Source organism: Paenibacillus sp. JNUCC-31 (assembly GCF_014844075.1).
Lineage (GTDB): Bacteria > Bacillota > Bacilli > Paenibacillales > Paenibacillaceae > Paenibacillus.
Map to the genome: position 1 here is coordinate 4701156 of NZ_CP062165.1, position 22700 is coordinate 4723855.

General features: G+C 47.1%; 15 protein-coding genes and 1 CRISPR repeat array. Of the genes, 9 read left to right on the forward strand and 6 right to left on the reverse strand.

Going from position 1 to position 22700, the window contains the following annotated elements; genetic code table 11:
• Positions 1 to 13: 13 nt before the first annotated feature.
• The 3 genes from JNUCC31_RS20420 (at position 14) to JNUCC31_RS20430 (ending at position 7535) form a co-directional block, all read left to right on the forward strand.
• On the forward strand, positions 14 to 1093 hold the full coding sequence (locus tag JNUCC31_RS20420; RefSeq protein ID WP_192264036.1) for an efflux RND transporter periplasmic adaptor subunit: 1080 nt from the start codon (positions 14 to 16) through the stop codon (positions 1091 to 1093).
• 643 nt (positions 1094 to 1736) lie between these two features.
• Entirely contained in the window at positions 1737 to 4178 is a 2442-nt protein-coding gene (locus tag JNUCC31_RS20425; RefSeq protein ID WP_192264039.1) for a glycoside hydrolase family 6 protein, read from the forward strand.
• 1014 nt (positions 4179 to 5192) lie between these two features.
• Complete coding sequence (locus tag JNUCC31_RS20430; protein ID WP_192273178.1) at positions 5193 to 7535, forward strand: rhamnogalacturonan lyase; 2343 nt, start codon at positions 5193 to 5195, stop codon at positions 7533 to 7535.
• Positions 7536 to 7830: 295 nt separating this feature from the next.
• Here JNUCC31_RS20430 and JNUCC31_RS20435 read toward each other — a convergent pair whose 3' ends face one another.
• Positions 7831 to 8433, reverse strand: a complete 603-nt coding sequence (locus JNUCC31_RS20435; RefSeq protein WP_192264041.1) for a histidine phosphatase family protein — start codon at positions 8431 to 8433, stop codon at positions 7831 to 7833.
• 179 nt (positions 8434 to 8612) lie between these two features.
• On the opposite strand from JNUCC31_RS20435, the gene JNUCC31_RS20440 reads away from it, so the two are divergent.
• The gene (locus tag JNUCC31_RS20440) at positions 8613 to 9623 is read left to right on the forward strand and encodes an AraC family transcriptional regulator (protein WP_192264044.1); all 1011 of its coding nucleotides are present in this window, start codon (positions 8613 to 8615) and stop codon (positions 9621 to 9623) included.
• A gap of 229 nt (positions 9624 to 9852) precedes the next feature.
• Entirely contained in the window at positions 9853 to 11358 is a 1506-nt protein-coding gene (gene melA, locus JNUCC31_RS20445) for an alpha-glucosidase/alpha-galactosidase (RefSeq protein ID WP_192264047.1), read from the forward strand.
• 121 nt (positions 11359 to 11479) lie between these two features.
• Here melA and JNUCC31_RS20450 read toward each other — a convergent pair whose 3' ends face one another.
• Positions 11480 to 12040: a hypothetical protein gene (locus JNUCC31_RS20450; RefSeq protein WP_228469140.1), complete on the reverse strand. Its 561-nt coding sequence runs from the start codon at positions 12038 to 12040 to the stop codon at positions 11480 to 11482.
• Positions 12041 to 12369: 329 nt separating this feature from the next.
• On the opposite strand from JNUCC31_RS20450, the gene JNUCC31_RS20455 reads away from it, so the two are divergent.
• The 3 genes from JNUCC31_RS20455 to JNUCC31_RS20465 all read left to right on the forward strand — a co-directional run bounded on the left by JNUCC31_RS20455 (position 12370) and on the right by JNUCC31_RS20465 (position 14723).
• Entirely contained in the window at positions 12370 to 13140 is a 771-nt protein-coding gene (locus JNUCC31_RS20455; protein ID WP_192264055.1) for an amino acid ABC transporter substrate-binding protein, read from the forward strand.
• A gap of 105 nt (positions 13141 to 13245) precedes the next feature.
• Positions 13246 to 13905, forward strand: coding sequence for an amino acid ABC transporter permease (locus JNUCC31_RS20460; RefSeq protein ID WP_192264058.1), 660 nt, complete (start codon positions 13246 to 13248; stop codon positions 13903 to 13905).
• Positions 13906 to 13967: 62 nt separating this feature from the next.
• Positions 13968 to 14723, forward strand: coding sequence for an amino acid ABC transporter ATP-binding protein (locus JNUCC31_RS20465; protein ID WP_192264062.1), 756 nt, complete (start codon positions 13968 to 13970; stop codon positions 14721 to 14723).
• A 329-nt stretch (positions 14724 to 15052) separates the two neighbouring features.
• Here JNUCC31_RS20465 and JNUCC31_RS20470 read toward each other — a convergent pair whose 3' ends face one another.
• Positions 15053 to 15604, reverse strand: a complete 552-nt coding sequence (locus tag JNUCC31_RS20470) for a mediator of RNA polymerase II transcription subunit 4 (protein WP_192264065.1) — start codon at positions 15602 to 15604, stop codon at positions 15053 to 15055.
• 179 nt (positions 15605 to 15783) lie between these two features.
• Here JNUCC31_RS20470 and JNUCC31_RS20475 point away from each other — a divergent pair, with 179 nt between their 5' ends.
• A complete protein-coding gene (locus JNUCC31_RS20475; RefSeq protein WP_192264068.1) occupies positions 15784 to 16122 on the forward strand; it encodes a DUF4190 domain-containing protein in 339 nt (112 codons plus the stop codon).
• A gap of 134 nt (positions 16123 to 16256) precedes the next feature.
• On the opposite strand, the gene JNUCC31_RS20480 is transcribed toward JNUCC31_RS20475, so the two are convergent.
• From JNUCC31_RS20480 to JNUCC31_RS20490, 3 genes are all read right to left on the reverse strand, one after another.
• The gene (locus tag JNUCC31_RS20480) at positions 16257 to 18443 is read right to left on the reverse strand and encodes a YhgE/Pip domain-containing protein (RefSeq protein WP_192273179.1); all 2187 of its coding nucleotides are present in this window, start codon (positions 18441 to 18443) and stop codon (positions 16257 to 16259) included.
• Positions 18444 to 18524: 81 nt separating this feature from the next.
• Positions 18525 to 19103: a TetR/AcrR family transcriptional regulator gene (locus JNUCC31_RS20485; RefSeq protein ID WP_192264071.1), complete on the reverse strand. Its 579-nt coding sequence runs from the start codon at positions 19101 to 19103 to the stop codon at positions 18525 to 18527.
• 378 nt (positions 19104 to 19481) lie between these two features.
• Positions 19482 to 21481: direct repeats of the CRISPR family, unit length 33 nt; unit sequence GTCGCACTCCGTATGGAGTGCGTGGATTGAAAT.
• 500 nt (positions 21482 to 21981) lie between these two features.
• A complete protein-coding gene (locus JNUCC31_RS20490) occupies positions 21982 to 22191 on the reverse strand; it encodes a helix-turn-helix domain-containing protein (RefSeq protein WP_091036871.1) in 210 nt (69 codons plus the stop codon).
• Positions 22192 to 22700 lie beyond the last annotated feature (509 nt).

The window sequence follows — 22700 nt, forward strand, 5'->3', positions numbered from 1 at the left end:
GGAAAATGGCTGCATGAAGAAATGGATCAAAATAATCATTACCGTTGTGCTCATAGCAGGCGCGAGCTACTGGCTATATGAGAAATATAAACCAAAGCCTGCCGAACCTGTGGAGGCTCCACCACAGATTACCTTTGATGTAACACAGGAAACTATGACACAAACGATCCAGGTTAAGGGCAAATCAGTATATACCGATCAGACGGATATCATCGCGCCATATGCCTCCAACATTCAGAAATGGAACGTGAAAAATGGGGAGCAGGTAAGCAAGGGAGATGTCCTGTTCACACTCGATACTTCAGCCCTGCAATCCGAAATAGATCAATTGGAGAGCGATCTGGCAAAGGCGCGAATTGAATTGGAGGTCAATGAGGTCAGCCAGAATCAGGCAGATATGAGCGCTCCGCTTGGCGTAACGGAGGAGGAACGTAAAAAGGCTTTTGCAGATCGGGAGAGCAGGATTTTGACTAACGAGCTGAGTAAAAAGACGTTGGCAATCAAGGAAAAGGAGTTACAGAAGAAGCAGGACATCATGAGCAAGGGTGTGGTCTATGCCCCCGCTTCCGGTATTTTTCAAATGAATGATCCAGACAGCAAAACACGGATGGTGACCGAAGGACAGTTAGTCGGGAACATTATCAATATGGGCAAACTGAAATTTATGACCATCGTCGGAGAAGATGAAATGTTCAAGCTTAAGGCGGGAATGCCTGTCCAGGTCCGAATGACAGCTCAGAAGGAGACCCCTTTTACTGGAAAGGTGAGCATTGTATCCAAATTTGCACGTAAAGGTGCGTCGGAAACGAACCTCAAGGAGGCTTCTCAGTTTGATGTTGTTATTGATCTGAAGCCTGACCCCAGAATGTATGGGGGCGTTAGTCTGGAAGGGGACATTGAAACGGCACGCAAGGACAAGGCTATTGTCGTATCCAGCTTGGCCATTATGCGAGATCAAGGAGAACCTTATGTTTTATTGAGCAAAGGGAACGGAGAGACGGAGCAAAAGACAATCCAAACAGGCATGGAGTCAGGAGACAAGACGGAAGTGCTTAAAGGATTAAAGCCGGGGGACATTGTGGTTCTTCCCTAAACGTTCGGGCGCCTTCATTTCATGGGCATTCATTCACTTCAAAGTGGAATTGGACTCAGCGACGTTCTTCACAAGAAAAGGTTCATTGTGGCAAATAGCCATAATGAACCTTTTTGCCCGCATGGGAAGGGGACTCTCCACATTCCTGCTTGAATTATGGAATTTTATATAAATTATTTTAAATAATTCAATTTACAGTAATATATTCATGACGTATAATCAAGTGAAAAGGAGGTGGACATGTGATGTACATGTAATATCGAGGGTAAGCTTTTTTTTTAAAATCAAAAAGAAAGCGCTTCCCTTGAAAAGCCCAGTATAACTGCTTGAAGCGATTGCACCCATGATCACCCTCACATCCCTACACACGCTGTACCCCTCACAAGGAAATGATCCGCATATTCAGTCATCCATCTTTAGGTTTAAACTCTTGATGTTCTGCTCTCAATGCAAGTTAGCATACAAGTCTTTAACGCAAGTTATTCGTGCTGCCGTTCCTTATATTGCAAACCAAATCCATTCCAGCTGGAGGTGAGGCGTTCACCACTCATCCATATGTTCTCTACCGTGCATAGCATCTTGCCGACACAGAGGATCCGACATGAGTATATACCAATCCAACCACAGGAAAGGTGGAACCCTAATGACAAAATCGAAAACCTTATCGAGAAACGGAAAGGTCCTTCGCAGAAGTGTAAAACAAATGCTGGCAGCCACACTGCTCGCGGCAGGCATTTTCCCAGGCATGGCTCCAGGTGTGACCCAGGCGGCAGAAGCGCATGTGGATAATCCATTTGTCGGAGCTACGGCGTATTTAAATCAGGATTATTCAGCCCTCGTGGATACGTCCATTGCGCTCACCAGTGATGCTTCGTTAAAGGCCAAGATGCAAACGGTCAAATCTTACCCTACAGCAGTCTGGATTGACCGTATTGATGCTATAAATGGCGGGACGAACAATGCTGGACGCAAGAGTATTGAGGAGCATCTGGATGCTGCGCTTGCTCAAAAGAAAGCCGGCACACCGATTACTGCTTCGTTTGTTATTTACAATTTGCCCGGGCGGGACTGTCACGCACTCGCGTCCAACGGTGAATTGCCGCTGACACAAGCTGCTCTGCAGACGTATAAAACGGATTATATTGATGTGATCGCAGACATCTTTGCAGATCCGAAGTATCAGGACATTCGCATTGTGGCGATCATTGAGCCGGACAGTCTGCCTAACCTTGTGACCAACCTGAGTACGCCAGCTTGTGGTCAAGCCAGTTCAACAGGCATCTATGAAGCAGGTGTGAAGTATGCACTAGACAAGCTGCATGCCATTCCGAATGTGTACAATTATCTGGATATCGGCCATTCGGGCTGGCTCGGATGGGATAACAACCGTGCAGGTGCAGTCGCGCTGTACACAAGCGTTGTGCAAGGAACAGCCGCGGGTCTGAACAGTGCGGATGGTTTCATTACGAATACAGCAAATACCACACCGCTGGGAGAACCGAATCTGCCTAACCCGGATCTGAATATCGGTGGACAACCGATTAAGTCCGCCAAGTTTTATGAGTGGAACCCTTACTTTGACGAAACCGATTTCACAGCTGCGCTGTATGCCGACTTTGTGCAGGCAGGCTGGCCAACCAGCACTGGCTTCCTGATCGATACGAGCCGAAATGGCTGGGGAGGCGTCAATCGCCCGACAACCGCAACGGGCAGTGATATCAATGCCTACGTGAATTCCGGGCGCGTCGATCGCCGGGAGCATCGGGGGAACTGGTGTAACGCCAGTGGAGCTGGCATAGGTGAAGCCCCTAAGGCAGCACCGGGACCTGCCCATCTGGACGCATATGTATGGGCCAAGCCCCCAGGTGAGTCCGATGGATCAAGCTCCGAAATTCCGAACAACGAAGGCAAAGGTTTTGACCGGATGTGTGATCCAACATTCACGACTCGTGATGGAGTATTGACGGGGGCACTGCCTAACGCACCCGTGTCAGGTCACTGGTTCCATGATCAATTCGTCATGCTGGTGCAAAATGCATTCCCGATCCTGCCTGCCAGCAATGGCGGAGGGGATCCAGGCGAGGGAACAACAGCGCCAGCTGCTCCGTCAACACTGACTGCGACAGCGGGCAATGCACAGGTTTCCCTGAGCTGGACAGCCTCCACAGGAGCGACCAGTTATAACGTAAAGCGTGCGTTGAGTGCGTCCGGTCCATTTGCTACGATTGCTGCGGGCGTGAGCGGCACATCGTATGCCAACACAGGATTGACCAACGGGACAACCTACTATTATGTGGTTAGTGCCGTGAATGCCGTAGGTGAAAGTACTAACTCGACTGTAAAAAGTGCCGTACCGGTTGCAGGCGCGACTGCCCCTGCTGCACCAACTGCGCTGACAGCTACAGCAGGAAACGCACAGGTCTCCTTGAGCTGGACAGCCTCCACAGGAGCGGCTAGTTATAATGTGAAGCGGGCAACGACGGTCGCCGGACCATTCGCAACTGTTGCTGCGGGCGTGAATGGTACCTCTTATACGAACACAGGTCTGACCAACGGAACGACTTATCATTATGTCGTTAGTGCCGTAAACGCTGCCGGGGAAAGTGCCAATTCTGCCGCAGCTTCCGCTACACCGCAAAGTGTCGTTGTTCCGACCAGTGATCTGGTCCTGCAGTATCGGGCGGGAGATACCAATGCAGCAGATAGCCAGATCAAGCCGTATTTCAATATCAAAAATGTGGGCAACACGGCTGTAAACCTGAGTGATCTGAAGATTCGTTATTACTTCTCCAAAGAAGGCACGGCAGCGATGGACTCTGCAATTGACTGGGCTCAGGTTGGCGGTGCCAACATTCAGCAGACGTTCACCGATACGTATGTGGAACTGAGCTTCACTTCTGGAGCAGGTGCGATTCAGGCGGGTGGACAATCCGGGGATATCCAGCTCCGCATGTACAAAACGGACTGGAGCAACTTTGATGAATCCAATGATTATTCCTACGATCCAACCAAAACATCCTATCAGGACTGGAGCAAGGTGACCCTCTATCAAGGAGGTAATCTGGTCTGGGGAATTGAGCCTTAAAAGAACCGAAAGGATTTATCGGATCGAACGGATTGAAAGATTAAAAGGATCGAAAGATTTAAAGGATTGAAAGATTTCAAAGGAGCGCCAAATAATGGCCGAAATGATCGATCAGTGATCAAGGTGAGTAAGATTACGTCATGTAATTTAAGGCAGATAAGTTTACTTGATGTAATGGAGACCATAAGGGCGTTTGCATGAGATGATCATGAAGAAGGGGCCTATCGAGGTCATGATAATGAAGTAAGGCCTTTTCCAGCCCATCACATGAAGCAGGGGCGTTTCCAAGTCATGTCTATGACTTGGAAACGTCCCTGTTCTCATTTTAACGAATGGAGCGCATCTTATTTAGTGGAATTGAGCAGGTGCGGCGGTTTAACGAATCGTAGACAAGTTATAACCATGTTTTCAATCCATGTTCGCTAAGTTCTACCGAGATAACGTTACTGGAGTTCGTTAAATTTTCCATTGCCCACTTATCTTCAGAATAAGGTGTAATCGGTTCGTAAGAGCGTCTAACTTGAACATATTATGCGTGAACATTCATTCATCCGGGGATCAGGGAGGGAAATAACGAATCAGTTGTAACCGGAACGGCTGCTCCGCATAACCGTAAGCACAAATTTCCCCATCGAGCCTTCCAGAACAACACTGAATATTGATCGTTTTGGACGGATATTTGCCTATGTCGCAGCAGGCAGGATGACTATAATAATACCCGATGGGCAGGATGAAGCTGCTCAGATGGAGAGGGAATGGAAGGGGGACGGAGTCGAAGAAGTCTGATAGGTCTGTTCACATGGATTATTCTTTTGAACATTTGTAAGCGCATTCAGTTAAATTTGAAAAATATGAACGTCAGTATGAATTGACAGAGGTCGCAGCGATTCAAACGCATCTATAAGCATCACCATTCTGTCTCAAGGAGAGTGAAGGTGGATGAAATTCCAAACAACAGCGCCGATACATAAGAGATCGGTTTCAGGTATGCACTCCAATCGGAGGAAGGTGCGTATGCCACTTGCAGCCAAGGTGCTTTCGTCGGCACTAAGCGTGGCCCTGCTCGTTGCGGGAACCGCAGGTACGAGCGGAGCAGCGGCTTCCAATGGAAACAATGGGGCGGAGGCCAGCCTGCAGTCACATAAGGGGGGCGGACCTTTGAAGGACATTCAGTTGGAGTATCTCGATCGAGGTCTGGTCGCGGCCTCTACATCCGAGGGTGTTTTTCTCAGTTGGAGATTGCTTGGTGATGAGGCTACAGGGTATAGCGATAAAGGTCTGACAGGTACGGATTTCAACGTGTATCGGGATGGCAAGAAGATTGCTACGGTCACCGATAGCACCAACTATGTTGATGCGGCAGGCCAATCGTCATCGCGTTATGAAGTGGCAGCGGTAACCAAGAAGGGCAAGGAGAGCAAACGCAGTGCATCTGTCCAACCTTGGGCGAATGGCTACGTCGATATCCCTTTGCAAAAACCGGCCGATGGTGTGACGCCAGTGGGAGAAGCCTTCACATATTCTGCGAATGACATGAGTGTGGGCGATGTGGACGGGGACGGTCAGTATGAGTTTTTTGTAAAATGGGACCCTTCCAACTCCAAGGATGTCTCGCAAAAAGGCTACACCGGTAAAACGTACGTGGATTGTTACACGCTGGACGGACAATTGTTATACCGGATCGATCTCGGGGTTAACATCCGTTCGGGTGCTCATTATACACAGATGCTCGTTTATGATTTTGACGGGGATGGCAAGGCTGAGATGATGTTCAAGACCGCTCCGGGTACTAAGATAATTCAATATAACAAAAAAGGGAAAGTGACGTCCGAGAAATACATCACCCTTCCGAAGCAGGATCGCAAGGCAGGATACTCCAACGAAGATGATTACCGTCTAAGTGCAGATGGCTACTATGATCATGTCGTAGATATGTTCAAGAACTGGCATAAACATGAAGAGGTCGTGAAGGGCAACTGGCCTGCTACGCTGGAAGAAGCTTTTGGAATGGAGAAAAAGTATACCTATCCATTATCTCAGCAGGACGCCGAAAGTCTGGCCGATTACTTCATCGATGTGTATGCACCGAGCCGCAGTGACAAGAATGAGCTGCGCAAGTTCGAAGGCTTTATCGTGGATGGGCCTGAGTATGTAACGGTGTTCGAAGGAGAGTCAGGCAAAGAGCTGGAGACGATTCCTTATGAGCCGGGACGGCAGGATGATGGGCTGATGTGGGGCGATTACGCGATGGCTCGCATCGAACCGGGCAACCGGGTAGACCGTTTCCTGGCAGGCGTGGCCTATCTGGACGGGAAGCAACCGTCTGCGATCTTTGCACGCGGCTACTACACACGTTCCACCATGGTCGCCTACAACTGGGATGGCAAAAAGCTCAAGCGTGAATGGAAAGTGGACAGTGGCTGGACACCGATGAAGAACCCGTTCAATGACGGTCCGCATGGAGTGGATGGTACAGATCCGGAGTATGGTTCCATCACAACGCAAGGCGCGCACTATTTTAGTGTCGCTGATGTCGATGGAGACGGTAAACAGGAGATTGTATACGGCTCGGCCACGATTGATCATGATGGCATTGTGCTGTACAGCTCCACGGACCTGATGCCTGCACAGAGTGCTGCACCGGGAACGATCGCTCGTCTGGGGCATGGTGACGCACTTCATGTAGCCGATATTGATCCGGAACGTCCGGGACTGGAGATCTTCATGGTGCATGAGGGCGGCCCTTGGGCTCCATACGGATATTCCCTGCGGGATGCGAAGACCGGGAAAGTGATCTATGGTGGGTACACGGGCAAAGATACCGGACGCGGCATGATTGGTGATGTGGATCCGACCCGCCGAGGGTTGGAGACATGGGCTGTGGGATTGTGGACAGCCAGCGGTGAGAAGATAAGCGATAAAGCCCCTGGTACTAATATGAACATTCGCTGGGCGGCCGATATGACAACTCAGATCGTGGACGGGGCCATCGATGTCACACCTACGATCAAGGATTGGAATCGGGGTACGCTGTTAACCGCAACCGGAACGTTGACCAACAATTATACCAAAGGAACGCCATCACTCGTAGCGGATATCTTTGGGGATTGGCGGGAAGAGATGCTGGTGAGAACCGAGGACAGCTTGGCAATCCGCATCTATCTGAGCACCGAGAAGACCGACCGCAAACTGTACACGCTGATGCATGACGCGATGTATCGTGTCGGCATTGCCGGACAGAACAGTGGATACAATCAACCGTCCTACCCATCCTTCTATATGGCCTCGGATATCGATTGGTCGAAGGTTACACTGCCCAAGTTCCACACGCCCAAGTCGGGTAAGGGTGGGAAGTAAGAAGTAATAGGTGATAGGTGATAAGTGAGAAGAGGCCCAAAACACAGATTATCTGAAGGTTGGGCTTGAGAACGCATACCAGCATGGTGATTCATCGTGCTCTGGGGGATGCCATCTGGAAACGTAAATTCAAAAGCGTAATTCCGAGGGCGTAATTCCAAAAGTACTATTTTGTTATAGAAGTTGTTTACTATTGTAATACAGCGAAGCTCTGGAGTAACCTCGGGTGCGTTTAGGCGTATGGAGGATTACTCGGAGCTTTTTTTAGGTGGCTAAACCGAAACAGACAGCATCATCATTTCAAATGTGCTACGGATGCAAAATCTTGAATGGTGTACTTCCCGTTTTCATGAATCAATGTGGTGATAGAGCATTCGGGAATCAGTTGACTTTGCATGGCTATAAAATCAGGATGCCAGACGTTAAGCTCATGCACTGGAAATGTGTTTACCAGAAAATCCGTAATTAACCCGCCATGAGTAACGATAACAATATGACTATCCGGTGGCTCTGTGTTCGCCAGTTCGGTTAGGAAAGAGGCTAAACGTTCCCCTGACTGTTTGGATGAATCACCCACGGGTGGAAGGTAGTGTGGATCAATTGTGCATCGGTCCCACATGGCAATAAATTCTTCAAATGTTTGTTCAGGCAGGTCCCCCCAGTTGGCGCGTTCGCGAAGACGCTGGTCTTCAGTCACAATAGCTTTAGTCTTCAAAGCAAAATACTCTGCGGTTTCCTTTGCCCTTCGAAGTGGACTTGAAACGATCTTGGTGATAGGCGCATTAGCCAAATGAAGTGCTGTTGACTCAGCTTGTGCTATTCCTTCGGATGTGATGGGAACATCACCGATTCGCTTTTCTTTGATCCCATGCCTCACTAGGAAAAATGTAGTTCTCATGCCCTCAAAACCTCCTGCTTATAGATTGGATAAATACCCAATTTATTAGTTATAAATCTAATTATATGATTATCTAATTTAATATAGCAATGATATTTTTTTGAACGGGTGAAATACATCGCCAAGACTTGTTACAATGGAGAAAAGTGAGGATCGTTGCAGCAACGGAGGTGCAGGCATTGGAAGCAAAACATTGGACAGGCAGTCTGTTTCAGGAGAAACTGCGCACAGATGACTATGGACCGCGTTTCTACGCGTATTATTACAAGCAATGGGCTAACTACCAAATGTCCTATCACGACCATGATTCCACTGAGATCATGTACATTATTTCGGGAATGTGCCGGGTCGACGTACAGATGCCGGATGGGAGCTCGGAACAGGCTGTATTGAAAAAAGGGCAGTTCATTCTGCTGGACGCCGGGGTCCCACACCGACTGCTGGTACAGGATGGTGTCCCGTGCCGCATGCTGAATGTGGAGTTTGGAGTTGCCAGGTCGGAGCCAGGGCAGCCTTCCATTCGCCAACTCGCGCTGGAGGAGGAAGAAGTCCATGCATTTCTCACTCAAGCCTCGCCTTATCTGGTACTGCCTGACCCGGAAGAGGTGTACCACATTATGAAAAGCCTGGTGTTGGAGCTGGATCAACGAGGTCTGATGGAGCAGGGAAGATCTTCTAAACCCATGCGGATTATTCCGCCGGAGGAACGCTCGCATCATCGTGAATCCCGTGATCTGAAGTCTCCTGAGCAAGGTACGCTGGTACGCACGTTGTTTATCCAACTGCTGGTTCGGGTCGCCCGACTTCGCGGGGAAATCAACCGAAGTGCACTGGATCAGACAGAGCTGTATGTGAAAAGGACGATTGAATTCATGCATCACAATATGGATCGCCATATTCAGATGAAGGATATCGCGGCAGCAGTGAATCTGCATCCGGGCTATTTGCACCGTATTTTTCGCCAGCACACGAAGCGCACGCCTACCGATTATCTGACGATGCTTCGAATGGAGAAGGCCAAGATGCTGCTGCAACAGACGGATATCCTCATCTCCGAAATTTCCGATTATGTGGGCGTAGGGAGCAGGCAATATTTTCATATGTTATTCAAGAAATATACAGGACACACTCCGGTTGAATTCCGTTCCTCGATAGAGCGACATGTCAGTCATTATCCCTCGGATGAATAGGGGCGGATAGATCGTCTGATTTGTTCCGAGTAGGAGAGTGCCAATAAGCTGGGACACAGAAGTTAGGATTTTTGACAACCTTTACGTGAACAGGTCATGATTTTGATAACGCTTACGTGTTCTCCGTTGATACAATGACTTCATCAGGAAATGGTAATTCCAAGTCCAATATTACTGAATGAAATCATTAACCGAAACCAATCATTTCGGATTACGGGGGGAACTGTGCATGTCGTTTAAAGTGGCATTTATCGGGGCAGGCAGTATCGGATTTACAAGGGGGCTGCTGCGGGATTTGCTCTCAGTACCGGAGTTTAGGGATATTGAAATTGCGTTCTGCGATATCAATCAGCATAATCTGGACATGGTTACCGAGCTGTGTCAGCGGGATATCCGCGAGAATGGACTGAATATTCAGATTCAGCCGACAACGGACCGGAGAGAAGCGCTTAAGGATGCGAAGTATGTACTGTGTACAATTCGTGTAGGCGGGTTGGAAGCTTTTGCAACCGATGTGGACATTCCGCTCAAGTATGGGGTGGATCAATGTGTCGGCGATACATTGTGTGCTGGTGGGATTATGTATGGACAGCGCGGGATTGCCGAGATGCTGGACATCTGTAAGGATATTCGTGAGCAAAGTGCACCGGATGTTCTGCTCCTCAATTATTCCAATCCGATGGCCATGCTGACGTGGGCCTGCAACAAGTACGGCGGCGTGCGCACGATCGGACTATGTCATGGGGTACAGCACGGACATCACCAGATTGCGGAAGCGTTTGGGCTGAAAATGAATGAAGTGGATATTGTATGTGCCGGCATTAATCATCAGACCTGGTACATCAAGGCATCCCATGAAGGCAAAGATCTTACGGGTGATTTGCTCGAAGCCTTCGAGAAACATCCGGAATATAGCCGTACCGAGAAAGTGCGGATTGATATGCTGCGCCGATTTGGTTACTACAGTACGGAATCGAATGGTCACCTTAGCGAATACGTACCTTGGTACCGCAAACGTCCTGAAGAGATCAAGGATTGGATCGATCTGGACAGCTGGATTAATGGCGAGACAGGCGGGTACTTGCGTGTATGTACAGAAGGAAGAAATTGGTTTGAGACCGACTTCCCGAACTGGATGAAAGATGAGCCGAAGCAATTTGCCCAGGAAAAACGGGGCGGGGAACATGGTTCCTACATTATAGAAGGGTTGGAGACGGGACGTGTATACCGCGGACACTTCAATACCGTCAATAACGGTGTAATCTCCAATCTGCCGGATGATGCAATCATTGAAGCACCAGGATATGTGGACCGCAACGGCATTTCGATGCCGCTTGTAGGCGATTTGCCGCTCGGTCCGGCTGCCGTGTGTAACGTAAGCATTTCTGTACAACGGCTTGCGGTTGAAGCTGCTGTACATGGTGATGACAAACTATTGCGTCAGGCATTCATGATGGACCCACTTGTGGGTGCAGTATGTAATCCAAAAGAGATCTGGCAAATGGTCGATGAAATGCTGGTCGCCCAAGCTCAGTGGTTGCCGCAATATGGGGATGCCATTGCCGCGGCAGAAGCAAGACTCGCTGCGGGCAACCTGATTCCTACGAAGGATTACGAAGGTGCTGCACGTCTCAAAGTGAAAACCGTTGAGGAGATGCAGCAGGATCGTGATGCCGCCAACAAAAATGCGGGTGAATCGGATAAAGGGAAAGATCGCGAGAAAGTGCAGCAATAGATAGAGGCAGGATGTACAACAACGAAATAGGAATAAGAATATGATCGCAAGAAATAACCAAATGAATATGAATATAAACAGTAAACAGGGCCCTCTCATTATTGAGGGCCCTTATTTGTTTCTATTTTTTCTCCACAACACGAACCGCAAAAGCAAAAGAAGTACTTCCCAAGCTGACCTGTGAATCTTGACTTGAAGTCCAACGGACAGATGCTCCGTAATAATGTGTTCCTGGTTCCTTAGGAAGTTGGAAGGTCCCATCCGTGGAAGCGATAGGCTCGACTTGCTCCTCTATATATTCAAACAGATCCCATTCATCAGGCGGAATATCAGTGCCCATATGTATGGATACTTCTTCGCCAACAAGGACAGGCACAAATGTATGCCCTTTTAGCAAGTCCATACCTCCCACATAATCAGCGCAGGTGCCACTCCAACAATAACTGCCCTGTACAGCTGGAATAGAGATGCCGCTTTCGCTCTGGATAGTTGGCGTAGGCAGTTCCTGGGGTAAGTTGGAATCCGGTTCCTGAGCTTTGTCCTGTTGAGATCCCATATCTGCTTCCTTTGGATTGGTCGTTGGGGGTGAGCCGGATTCGTTTGTACCGTTACTTGGAGCAGGACTACAGCCGGATAATATCAGCAAAGTTGTAAGGAACACGACTGAAGACAATGTTCTCATTGTTTTGATGAATTTTATTTTATCCACCTCCCTAATATCTTCCAGACGAAAAGCAAGAGAAGAATGTTGCTCAGCAGTGGGCTGGAACGGAACTGAAGAAGTTTCAGGAGACGGGGAAATGGGATTCGCTTGTGCATGAGAAGCTGGTGGAACCGGCGCAAGTGAAAGAAGCTTTTTCACAAATTGTTGACAATTAAGTGGATTCAAATAGATGGAAAAGGACAAGAGGCTCGACTCTTCTTTCATGCTATGTTATTATAAGACTCTGATAACGTGGTAACGAACTAAAGCGTTTGGGTTTTGGTTATAGACATGGAGGGGTTAGAGAGATGAGAAAACAAGCGATATTTCTATTACTGATCAGCATATGCATGATTGTTGTTGCGGGTTGTTCCAGCTCGGGAAGCAAGGATGAACATGCCATTATTGTGGGAATAGATGATAAGTTTGCTCCAATGGGCTTCCGGGATGACAAGAATGAAATTGTTGGTTTTGATATTGATTATGCCAGAGCGGCAGCGGAGAAAATGGGGAAAAAGATTACGTTTCAGCCCATTGACTGGTCTTCCAAAGAATCGGAGCTGAACAGCGGCCGCATCGACCTGATCTGGAACGGTTACACAATTACGGATGAGCGGAAAGATAAAGTGCTGTTCACGAAGCCGTATCTGGAGAACAGTCAGGTTGCAGTCACACTCGCGGACTCACCGATCACGAAACTGGATGAACTGGATGGCAAAAATGTAGGGTTGCAGGCTCTGTCCTCTGCGGCTGATGCACTTGCCGCAAGTCCTCTGAACGATAAAGTGAAAGCTTCCGAATTCCCGGACAACGTACTGGCGCTAACTGATCTCAAGACTAAACGTTTGGATGCTGTCATCATCGACGAAGTGGTCGCGAGATATTACATGTCCAAGGAAGAGGGAACGTTCAAATTGCTGGATGAATCCCTTGCTCCGGAACAATACGGTATTGGTGTGAAAAAAGGTAATGAGGAACTGCTGAATCAGCTGCAAAAAGCACTGGATGAGCTGAATGCCGATGGCAAAGCAGCCGAGATATCCACCAAATGGTTTGGTGAAGATAAAGTTTTGAAATAGGTCCAGGCACTTGCCTGACATATGTAAACAACATGACCCCGGATTCCAAAATGGAGCAAGTCTCCTGAGGAATGCGGGGTTAACAGATTAGAGGAGCCGATTGCGATGAGTTGGGAATATCTCTCGGGCATTATGAAGCCCATGCTTGAAGGGGCACAGACCACAATCTTTTTATTTTTGCTGGCGATTGTGTTGTCTGTACCGCTTGGATTTGGAGTAACCTTGTTGATGAAAAGCCGATTCAAGCCACTGGCATGGATCGCTCATACGTACGTATATGTGATGCGGGGAACGCCTCTGATGCTTCAGCTGTTGTTCTTCTGCTTTGGTCTTCCGCTGCTTCCAGGCGTGGGGGAGTATCTTGTATTTGACCGCTTCACAGCAGCGGCACTGGCCTTTATTTTGAATTATGGTGCGTACTTTGCCGAGATTTTCAGAGGCGGATTGCTCTCGATTGATAAAGGACAACATGAAGCTGCACAGGTACTGGGCCTAAGCAAATGGCAGACGATGACGAAGGTCATCATTCCACAGATGATCCGGGTTGTTTTGCCTGCGACGGCGAACGAATCCATTACCTTGATCAAAGATACGGCGTTGCTGTATGCAGTTGCTGTACCTGAGTTACTCCACTATGCACAGGCTGCGGTAAACCGGGATTTCCGTCTGACCCCATTCCTGATTGCCGGTATTATTTATTTGTTGCTGACCATGGTACTCACCTTGTTCTTCAAGGCACTGGAGAAACGTTATACATTTGAGTAAACACGCACGGACCAGAAATTTATGAAGTTATCCAATCTGATCAATTAAAGGACTGTCTGCATATGACCCATATTATAGAAGTGAATCAGTTGAGAAAATCATTCGGTACACTCGATGTGCTGAAGCAGGTATCGTTTAACGTGGAGCCGGGCGAGGTCATTGCCGTGATCGGACCTTCAGGTTCCGGTAAAAGTACAATGCTGCGCAGCCTGATTCATCTTGAAGAGATTTCGGGTGGATCGATTCGCATTCAAGGACAGACGCTGGCTGAGAACGGATCGTACGCGGGTGGCGCGGATATTCGGAAGATTACGGATCGCATGGGCATGGTTTTTCAGCATTTCAATCTGTTTCCGCATCTGACCGTACAGGCGAATCTGGAACTGGCACCGAAGACGTTGAAAAAAGAAAGTTCGGCGATCATTCGGCAGCGCAGTCTGGAATTGCTCGGTAAAGTAGGGCTGTCCGACAAGGCGGATGCCTATCCCGCCAACCTGTCGGGTGGACAGAAACAGCGCGTAGCCATTGCTCGCGCACTGATGATGCAGCCGGATATTCTGCTGTTCGACGAACCGACCTCGGCACTCGATCCTGAGCTGACGGGAGAAGTGCTGCGTGTCATCAAGCAGCTCGCACAGGAGAATATGACGATGATGATCGTCACGCATGAGATGAGCTTTGCCCGCGATGTCGCGGATCGCGTCTTCTTCATGGACAACGGCGAAATCGCCGAGGCGGGTCCGCCGGAGCAGATTTTCGGCAATCCCAAGCTGGAGCGCACACGTACGTTTTTGCAGCGGGTGGAAGTGGAAGGGTAACTAGAAATATTTAAAATGAGGATGTCCCATAAGTCATGAATATGACGGGGCATCCTCTTTTAGCGTTATTTTGTTTTAATGAACCTGACACACGCTATTCGCTCCCATTTGCCCAGATCTGAGATCTAACGAATCACAGAGACGTTATTTCGTCGATTCACTTGATTTTTTAGGTTTTGAAGCCCTTTGATGACGAAATAGCGTTACTGAGGTTCGTTAAATCTTGCAACCGTTGATGATCTGCCTTTTAAGGTGCGGTAGGTTCGTTAGCGCTTGGAGCGAGGCAGAATTCCTTTTGAGAAAGACCTATTTTTTTGGAAAAGTTCCATTCAAGAGATGTAGCCGTCAAACAGCCAAATGCCTTCTGGGGAACGGACAAAAGAGAACTCATACGCGATATATCCTTCCAAACCTTTTGTCGTGATGTATTGTGCTATGAATAGCATGAAATGGTCCGTATCTTTTTGATTGTAACCTCTGAATTCGAATTCACCCCACTGTATACCCTGAAGGAAATTGACTTCATAGGAGTGGCCTGCATTATGAATAGTCATGGTATTGTTGTTTGTGGATATATCCACATTAGGGGAGGATACGGATTCAATATACGCCGTATCTCCAGACTCCATGGCAGAGATCAGCTTAAACGTCATGTTCAGAGTTTCTCTTAAATTGTTTCTGAGCTCCTCGCTATGTACGTTCTCTTGAATTTGAGCGATCTGTTCCTGAAGGCGAGCGTTATCTTCCCGTAATTCCTTGATGGTTTGCATATTTTCCTGGTTAAGTTCCATCGACTTCAAAGCTTCGACAGACGTATCCGATCCACTGCAGCCTGTCATCAAAAAAGTAACCGACAATAGTAAAGGTGCAAATTTATACATAATAAACCTCCTTATCCTTAAATTAGAATATCATAATTTCTGTGTTCTTAGGTGCTCTTAGTTTGCGGTCGATAAAGTAAATATATTTAATAAAATCGGAATATTTACAAATAATGGAGCATATTTTCCAAGCTAATCAAGTATAATGAGAATACTTAATAAACAGGGAGGATTTACCTTTGGACCAACGTCAGCATGATGCAGATCGTTATTATAGCGATCCGCTTCCGCCACCACCTTATGTAATACCCAAAACCAATGGCAAGTCTATCGCAGCGCTTGTCATGGGAATTTTGTCAATCATGATTCCATACTTGGGGTTTCTGATTGGAATTGTTGCTATCATATTTGCATCTATTTCTCTTAAAGAAATCAAGCTTCGCATGGAACAAGGAAGAGGACTCGCGATTGCTGGTCTCGTCTGTGGCATCATTGGCACGGCAATTTATGCGATTATCTTTTTGTTCCTGCTGGTTGCATTTCTCGCATTCTCCAGCGGCGAGATTTCTTCATATTAGGATATGTGGAATGAGAAAGGGCGATCTGCATTTGTCTCCTCACTAAAAAAGCAAGGCCGTGTATAAGCAAACACCCGCTGTGTTCCAGACGTGGGCCTTGCTTATACACATGCCTTGCTTTTTATTTTCCCATTTTATACGTGAAGTGCTGCCTCACCGCTTACTTCTTCGATCTCACTCGTACGATGCACCATGAAATAGGTGAAGGTAGCCGCCAGCCCAATCACCGCAAAGATGCACAAAATTCCGATCTGATCCCAAGCCACATCAAACTGTCCACTCGAAATAACAGCTTTATACCCGGTTACCGAATAGGTCATCGGCAGCCATGGGTTGAAACCTTTCAGCCAATTCGGAATAAGTTCCAACGGGAACGTACCTGCGCTGGTTGTCAGTTGGAAGATTAACATCAGGATCGCCAGGAAGCGTCCGGGATTCTCCAACCAAGTAACCAGGGCTTGAATGATGTACATGAAGCTTAGACTCGTAACAAAGCTGAATAAAAGGAACAAAGGTATGCTTTGAACTTCAAGGCCCAGGCCAGACAAGACAAGCCAGGAAGCGAGCAGGGACTGCACAGCACTCATGATCGTGAAGGCCAATGTTCTGCTCACAAAACGATTCCAGCTGCCCGCATCGGCAACCGAGCTGCCGCGTGTGGGTACAACCAGCGTTGCAATCAATGCCCCGACAAACAGCCCCAATGACAGGAAGTATGGTGAGAATCCTGTACCATAGTTGGGCACTTCGTTATGTTTATGTTCATCCACCTGAACGGGCTCGGCATACATCGTTACAAGTTCATCCGTTTTTTTCACACTGCCCGTTTGATCGGCGGCTTCATTCAGTTTGGTGGCAAGTTCACCAGAGCCGTCGGTTAACTTGGCGGTACCTTCTTTTAAATCTCCTGCGCCATTATCCAGCTTGCGAGAACCGTCGGCAATGGTCGTAATTCCATCTGAAAGTTGGTTCAACCCATCAACCAGTTTCCCTGCACCTGCGTTTAATTGACTCGAACCCTCTGCAAGTTTGGCTCCGCCAGTAGCAGCCTCAGATAATTTGGAGTTGAACTGTTGGAGACCTGTCGCAAGCTGTTCCTGTCCAGCAGACAACTGCGTTGCTCCTACTACAAGCTGCTGTTGTCCTTGTACTAACTGGCTGCTGCCTTGATGCAGTTGTTGCTGCGCAGCTTGCAGGCGTTTGCTGCCTTCGACCAATTGCTGTCCGCCTTGATACACCTGTTCGCTACCAGCAGCAACAGCCTGACTTGCTGCCAGCAACTGTTGTACAGCCGGGTTAGCAGCTAACTCTGGACTGGCCTCAGCTAATTGGGCAAGACCTTGCGCAACGCCCTTGGCGCCTTCACTTACTTTGCCGCTGCCTTCGACTGAAGTCTGCAATCCTGTGGTCAGCTTGGCGCTGCCTTCCTCGGATGCCGCCAGTCCTGCATCCAATTGGGCTGCTCCTTTCTGAGCAGATTGAATCCCGGCCTGCAACTGTTTACCGCCAGCTTCAGTTTGGGCTGCTCCATCACCGAGCTTCGTGCCTGCCGCCGCCAATTGGGACAAACCATTGGAAAGGGAGCTGGCTCCCGTATGAAGCTCGCCAATACCTTGAGCCAAGGTGCTCGTGCCTTCTTTTAACGGGGTCATACCTGTTTCGAGTTGGTCGGTTCCATCCGCCAGTTTGGACAGGTTCTCTTTCAATTTGGAGGCACCTTCGTCCAGCTTGACCGCACCCTCGTTAATCTGACCTGCGCCATCTCCGGCATCCGCCAAACCGCTAGAGATTTTCTCCACCTGATCCAGCAACGTTTCAGTATACGATTCCGTCACTTTGGCGGAGACTTTGGATTTGATCTGTTTGACCGCCGTCCCGCCAATCTGACCCGCGAGGAAGTTGTATCCTTCATTGGGTTCATAGATCAGCTCTGCCGGCTGGGGATGGTCATCCATCAGCGTGGTTGCTTTTGCTGAAAAATCCTCCGGAATAACGATCGTCATATAGTACGTGTTGTCTTCCATGCCTCGCTCCGCTTGTTCCCGTGTTACGAATTGCCAGTTGAAGTCGTCACTCTTTTTCAATTCATCGACCAGATTCTGTCCGACTTCCAGCAATTTATCGTTGTAGGTTGCCCCCTGATCCGTGTTGACCACGGCGACAGGCAATTCATTCATTTTGCCGTAAGGGTCCCAGAATGCATTAAGGAACAGACCGCTATATAGCACAGGAATGAACAGCACCACGAGAATCGGAATAAAAACTTTTGGTTTCTTGAAGGCGGACTTGAAGTCCTGCCCAAATACAGTGAATGATTTCATCATGTTCTCTCCCCATCATTACGCTACTCTGTTACTATCTCTTTCTCTAATCTATTAAAGGATTCAGCCGCACATCTTTCTTTATGTAGGAGATAATCCACTTTTGAGAAAGAGGCCCACAAAATCCTTGATCTGATCCTTGTTCAGCGAAGGATGCGCTTTGTTCCAATCGGATGTTAAGGTGACATACAGCTTCAACAGGACAAAAGAGACCAGTCTGGGATCGTCCTCGCGAATCTGCTGTAGTTCCATGGCACGTCTTACTTGCCGCTCCAAATATTCAAGAATCGCAGTCTCTACTTTCTGCAGACCTTCCTTCGCTTGAGGCGTACCGAACTCGTTCACTTCCTGAAACAGTTTGATCAACAGTTCATGTTCTTCCCTGTATTCCAACAAAGAGTCCATGCTAAGGTGTACGTTATCCAGAAATGAATTCTCTTCCTTTACCGTTTGTTCTGTAATCTGCTTCATATCGGTAATGATCGAGTGGAGAATCTCGTCGAACAGTTCTTCCTTGTTTTCGAAAAAAGTATAGATGGTTCCCTTGCCTACATTGGCAAGTTTTGCAACCTGCTCCATGGTTGTTGCTTTGTAACCAAACAACGCGAACGATTTTTCAGCCGAGTCAATGACTTGCTGCCTTCGATCGATTGTTCTCATGGCATATCCACCTCCTAGTCGTATGGAATGTTAAAGGTAAACCCGGAATTGACTGAATTACTTAATTGGTCAATTGGTCGTTTATAACTGTAGCACTCGAACGGGCAGAGTGGATGTGATCTTTGTCATAATGTACATGGGGGGAGTGAGGAGGTTATTCAGTGGAATCAGGATGTGACTTAGGCAGGTGCGAATGTGAAGCTCACATGAAAACCCTGGGGGATTCGCACCTCAGATTTTGTCGAAAAGGGGGCAATTATTGCCTTTTGGCATAACGTAGACAGGAATAGATTGAATTATGATATGGAAAGCCATAGAATAATAGTGAAAAAACGTGTTTTTGATGGATCGGATCGTTAAGATACGTGTTTTTTCGCTGTCGCACTCCGTATGGAGTGCGTGGATTGAAATCAACCAGGAATGAAGCCTCCTGCACAGTGGTTCAAGTCGCACTCCGTATGGAGTGCGTGGATTGAAATTGGAAACATATTTGAAGCATGGAAAGCTGTATCTGGTCGCACTCCGTATGGAGTGCGTGGATTGAAATTGAAGCTTATGCTTGGGAGATGCTTGACGAGACAGTCGCACTCCGTATGGAGTGCGTGGATTGAAATAATCAATCTTGCGCGATTATTATCATTGTCTAATAATGTCGCACTCCGTATGGAGTGCGTGGATTGAAATATCGGAACTGGAAAGAAGAAAGCCCAAGCTGCTATGTCGCACTCCGTATGGAGTGCGTGGATTGAAATCTGTCTGTTACCAATGTTCTGCTGCGCTGTATTGGTCGCACTCCGTATGGAGTGCGTGGATTGAAATATCCAGTGGGGAGTAGTTGGCAGTAATATTTAAGTCGCACTCCGTATGGAGTGCGTGGATTGAAATCATAAGGGCCTGTAGTAAATCATCAACCTCTTGGTGTCGCACTCCGTATGGAGTGCGTGGATTGAAATCATAACAACACACACTCCTATTTTTTAGATGATGAGTCGCACTCCGTATGGAGTGCGTGGATTGAAATGGTAACTGATAACATAATGTAACAACTCCTATTTTGTCGCACTCCGTATGGAGTGCGTGGATTGAAATGTTCAACTTTTCGGCCGCTTCGTAGTTCTCTTTTGTCGCACTCCGTATGGAGTGCGTGGATTGAAATACTTAGACTTATGGTCCTGGCTATGAAGTTAATGCAGTCGCACTCCGTATGGAGTGCGTGGATTGAAATAGGAGTTGATGTCCGGCCGTAAGGAACCAATCTCGCGTCGCACTCCGTATGGAGTGCGTGGATTGAAATTTCAACTCAGCTAGGCTTACCTGATCCTCGTTCCAGTCGCACTCCGTATGGAGTGCGTGGATTGAAATCTTTTAGGCGAAGCGGATAATAGTCGCTGGTACAGGTCGCACTCCGTATGGAGTGCGTGGATTGAAATATAGCTTGACCGATACACTTTCGCGGATTAAAATGGTCGCACTCCGTATGGAGTGCGTGGATTGAAATTATACGGACTACGCGCTTAAGACTCGCGATAAGAGTCGCACTCCGTATGGAGTGCGTGGATTGAAATAGCTAGCATTCTTGCCTGCCCTACAACCACTGTTGGTCGCACTCCGTATGGAGTGCGTGGATTGAAATTTTCACCCTCGCTCCCGATGTTTGTTGTTGCAGAGTCGCACTCCGTATGGAGTGCGTGGATTGAAATTTTAACGTCGATTACCGCAAGGCCGGGAGATAGCGTCGCACTCCGTATGGAGTGCGTGGATTGAAATATCACTACCATACAAACGCGCCTCCTAGTTAGTCGGGTCGCACTCCGTATGGAGTGCGTGGATTGAAATGTTTGGATTAAGAACATTCACCAGCGCAATCGGGCGTCGCACTCCGTATGGAGTGCGTGGATTGAAATTCTATATTTGCCCTCACTGATCGGCGGATCAAATTGTCGCACTCCGTATGGAGTGCGTGGATTGAAATATTGTTACCAAAGGGGTATTTGCGTATTGATTTCTGTCGCACTCCGTATGGAGTGCGTGGATTGAAATAACATTGGATGGAAAGCAGACAGAAGAAACATCCAGTCGCACTCCGTATGGAGTGCGTGGATTGAAATCTAAATGGGGGTTGCATCATTTTCCCAATCGTGTTGTCGCACTCCGTATGGAGTGCGTGGATTGAAATAGGAAGCGAGAGAGAATTATAAAATCTGGCTAGAGTCGCACTCCGTATGGAGTACGTGGATTGAAATTGTCCAAGCGGATGAAAGTTCCGTCTTCGTTAATGTCGCACTCCGTATGGAGTAAGTGGATTGAAATCAAGGAACACCGCCAAATTCAGCAGTGACAATGGTGTCGCACTCCGTATGGAGTGCGTGAATTGAAATTGGTTACGATCAAAGTGGACACCCATCCATTGGAGCTACAATCCGAATGGAATGCGTAGATAAGGAGGAAGATAAATAAAAAAAGGAAATTAAAATGCTGGAACGTGTTACCGTTCTTATATACAGCGCTGTAGGTTTAGAATTCCAATTATATTCCTTAAAAAAATTTGTGGGTTCAAAAATAGATGCGCCATCTATAGAGTGCGAAGTGAATAGATGCGAGCTTGTCTTTTTCGATTACTGAACGTTCGATTGTGGGGATGATATTAGAGGAGATTGAACCTTAATAGGCTCTTTTATTCAAAAGTTGATGATATATGTGCTAAATCAGGATAATATGATTACCTTTTTTCAAAAAGTAATTATCGGAACTTGTGTTGCATGAACATCAAATTTTCTTGTTGGAAAGGAGTATCGGTTGGTAGTTGTCGTAAATTAATGTGAAATGCAGACAAGTTTACCTATATAAAGTAAATCCGCTGTTTCAAATCCACTTAAATTTACTCCTCTATAAATTCAACAACTTCTTCAATACGACATTGTAGTTCTTCACAAATACGTGCAATCACACTTAACGCAACAAACTCTCCATTGGACATTTTGGCTAGAGTAGAAGGTGAAATACCTAGTTGAGTACGCAGGTAAGTTTTAGTCTTGTCCTTTTTAATTAGAGTAATCTCCATTGGTTTATAGCTAGGTTTTAATGCCATCATTAACCTCCAAGAAAAAAGTGTGTATATACATGTATTTTATTGAATATGGACTAAAAATACAAGAAGTCGTACTTTTTGTATAAATTAGTATTGAATAAAAATCTAATTTGTTATACTATATGTATAACAAATCGAACTTTTAGTTCATAAAAGATTTTATTTATTTTTGTATATGGGGGCGATATCTCAGAACGAAGGATTACTATGCATGAAAAATGATTTTTGATTCAAGTAGATATATTAAGAAAATTGTTAGACTTTGCTGAGGCTGAGGCGGTACAGAACAAAAATATAATTATACTAATCTATTAAGTTACAGAAATATGAGATTTTGATAGCGATCTAATGAAAAAGAGGTGTCCCTAAGTATGTCAGATCGTATTGAATTAGCTTCTGTAGTGATGACGTTCGGGATTTTTATATTTACCAAGGCTATGTCTTGAATGAAAGTTATATTTTTTTCCTTGACGAAGGTACGCTATGGCTGCGGCATGTACACAAAGTTG

What these genes read in the sequence shown, in the direction of transcription:
- JNUCC31_RS20420 (WP_192264036.1), top strand. Translation starts at nt 14, where the DNA reads ATGAAGAAATGGATCAAAATAATCATTACCGTTGTGCTCATAGCAGGC.
- JNUCC31_RS20425 (WP_192264039.1), top strand. Translation starts at nt 1,737, where the DNA reads ATGACAAAATCGAAAACCTTATCGAGAAACGGAAAGGTCCTTCGCAGA.
- JNUCC31_RS20430 (WP_192273178.1), top strand. Translation starts at nt 5,193, where the DNA reads ATGCCACTTGCAGCCAAGGTGCTTTCGTCGGCACTAAGCGTGGCCCTG.
- JNUCC31_RS20435 (WP_192264041.1), bottom strand. Translation starts at nt 8,433, where the DNA reads ATGAGAACTACATTTTTCCTAGTGAGGCATGGGATCAAAGAAAAGCGA.
- melA (WP_192264047.1), top strand. Translation starts at nt 9,853, where the DNA reads ATGTCGTTTAAAGTGGCATTTATCGGGGCAGGCAGTATCGGATTTACA.
- JNUCC31_RS20450 (WP_228469140.1), bottom strand. Translation starts at nt 12,040, where the DNA reads ATGAGAACATTGTCTTCAGTCGTGTTCCTTACAACTTTGCTGATATTA.
- JNUCC31_RS20455 (WP_192264055.1), top strand. Translation starts at nt 12,370, where the DNA reads ATGAGAAAACAAGCGATATTTCTATTACTGATCAGCATATGCATGATT.
- JNUCC31_RS20460 (WP_192264058.1), top strand. Translation starts at nt 13,246, where the DNA reads ATGAGTTGGGAATATCTCTCGGGCATTATGAAGCCCATGCTTGAAGGG.
- JNUCC31_RS20465 (WP_192264062.1), top strand. Translation starts at nt 13,968, where the DNA reads ATGACCCATATTATAGAAGTGAATCAGTTGAGAAAATCATTCGGTACA.
- JNUCC31_RS20470 (WP_192264065.1), bottom strand. Translation starts at nt 15,604, where the DNA reads ATGTATAAATTTGCACCTTTACTATTGTCGGTTACTTTTTTGATGACA.
- JNUCC31_RS20480 (WP_192273179.1), bottom strand. Translation starts at nt 18,443, where the DNA reads ATGAAATCATTCACTGTATTTGGGCAGGACTTCAAGTCCGCCTTCAAG.
- JNUCC31_RS20485 (WP_192264071.1), bottom strand. Translation starts at nt 19,103, where the DNA reads ATGAGAACAATCGATCGAAGGCAGCAAGTCATTGACTCGGCTGAAAAA.
- JNUCC31_RS20490 (WP_091036871.1), bottom strand. Translation starts at nt 22,191, where the DNA reads ATGGCATTAAAACCTAGCTATAAACCAATGGAGATTACTCTAATTAAA.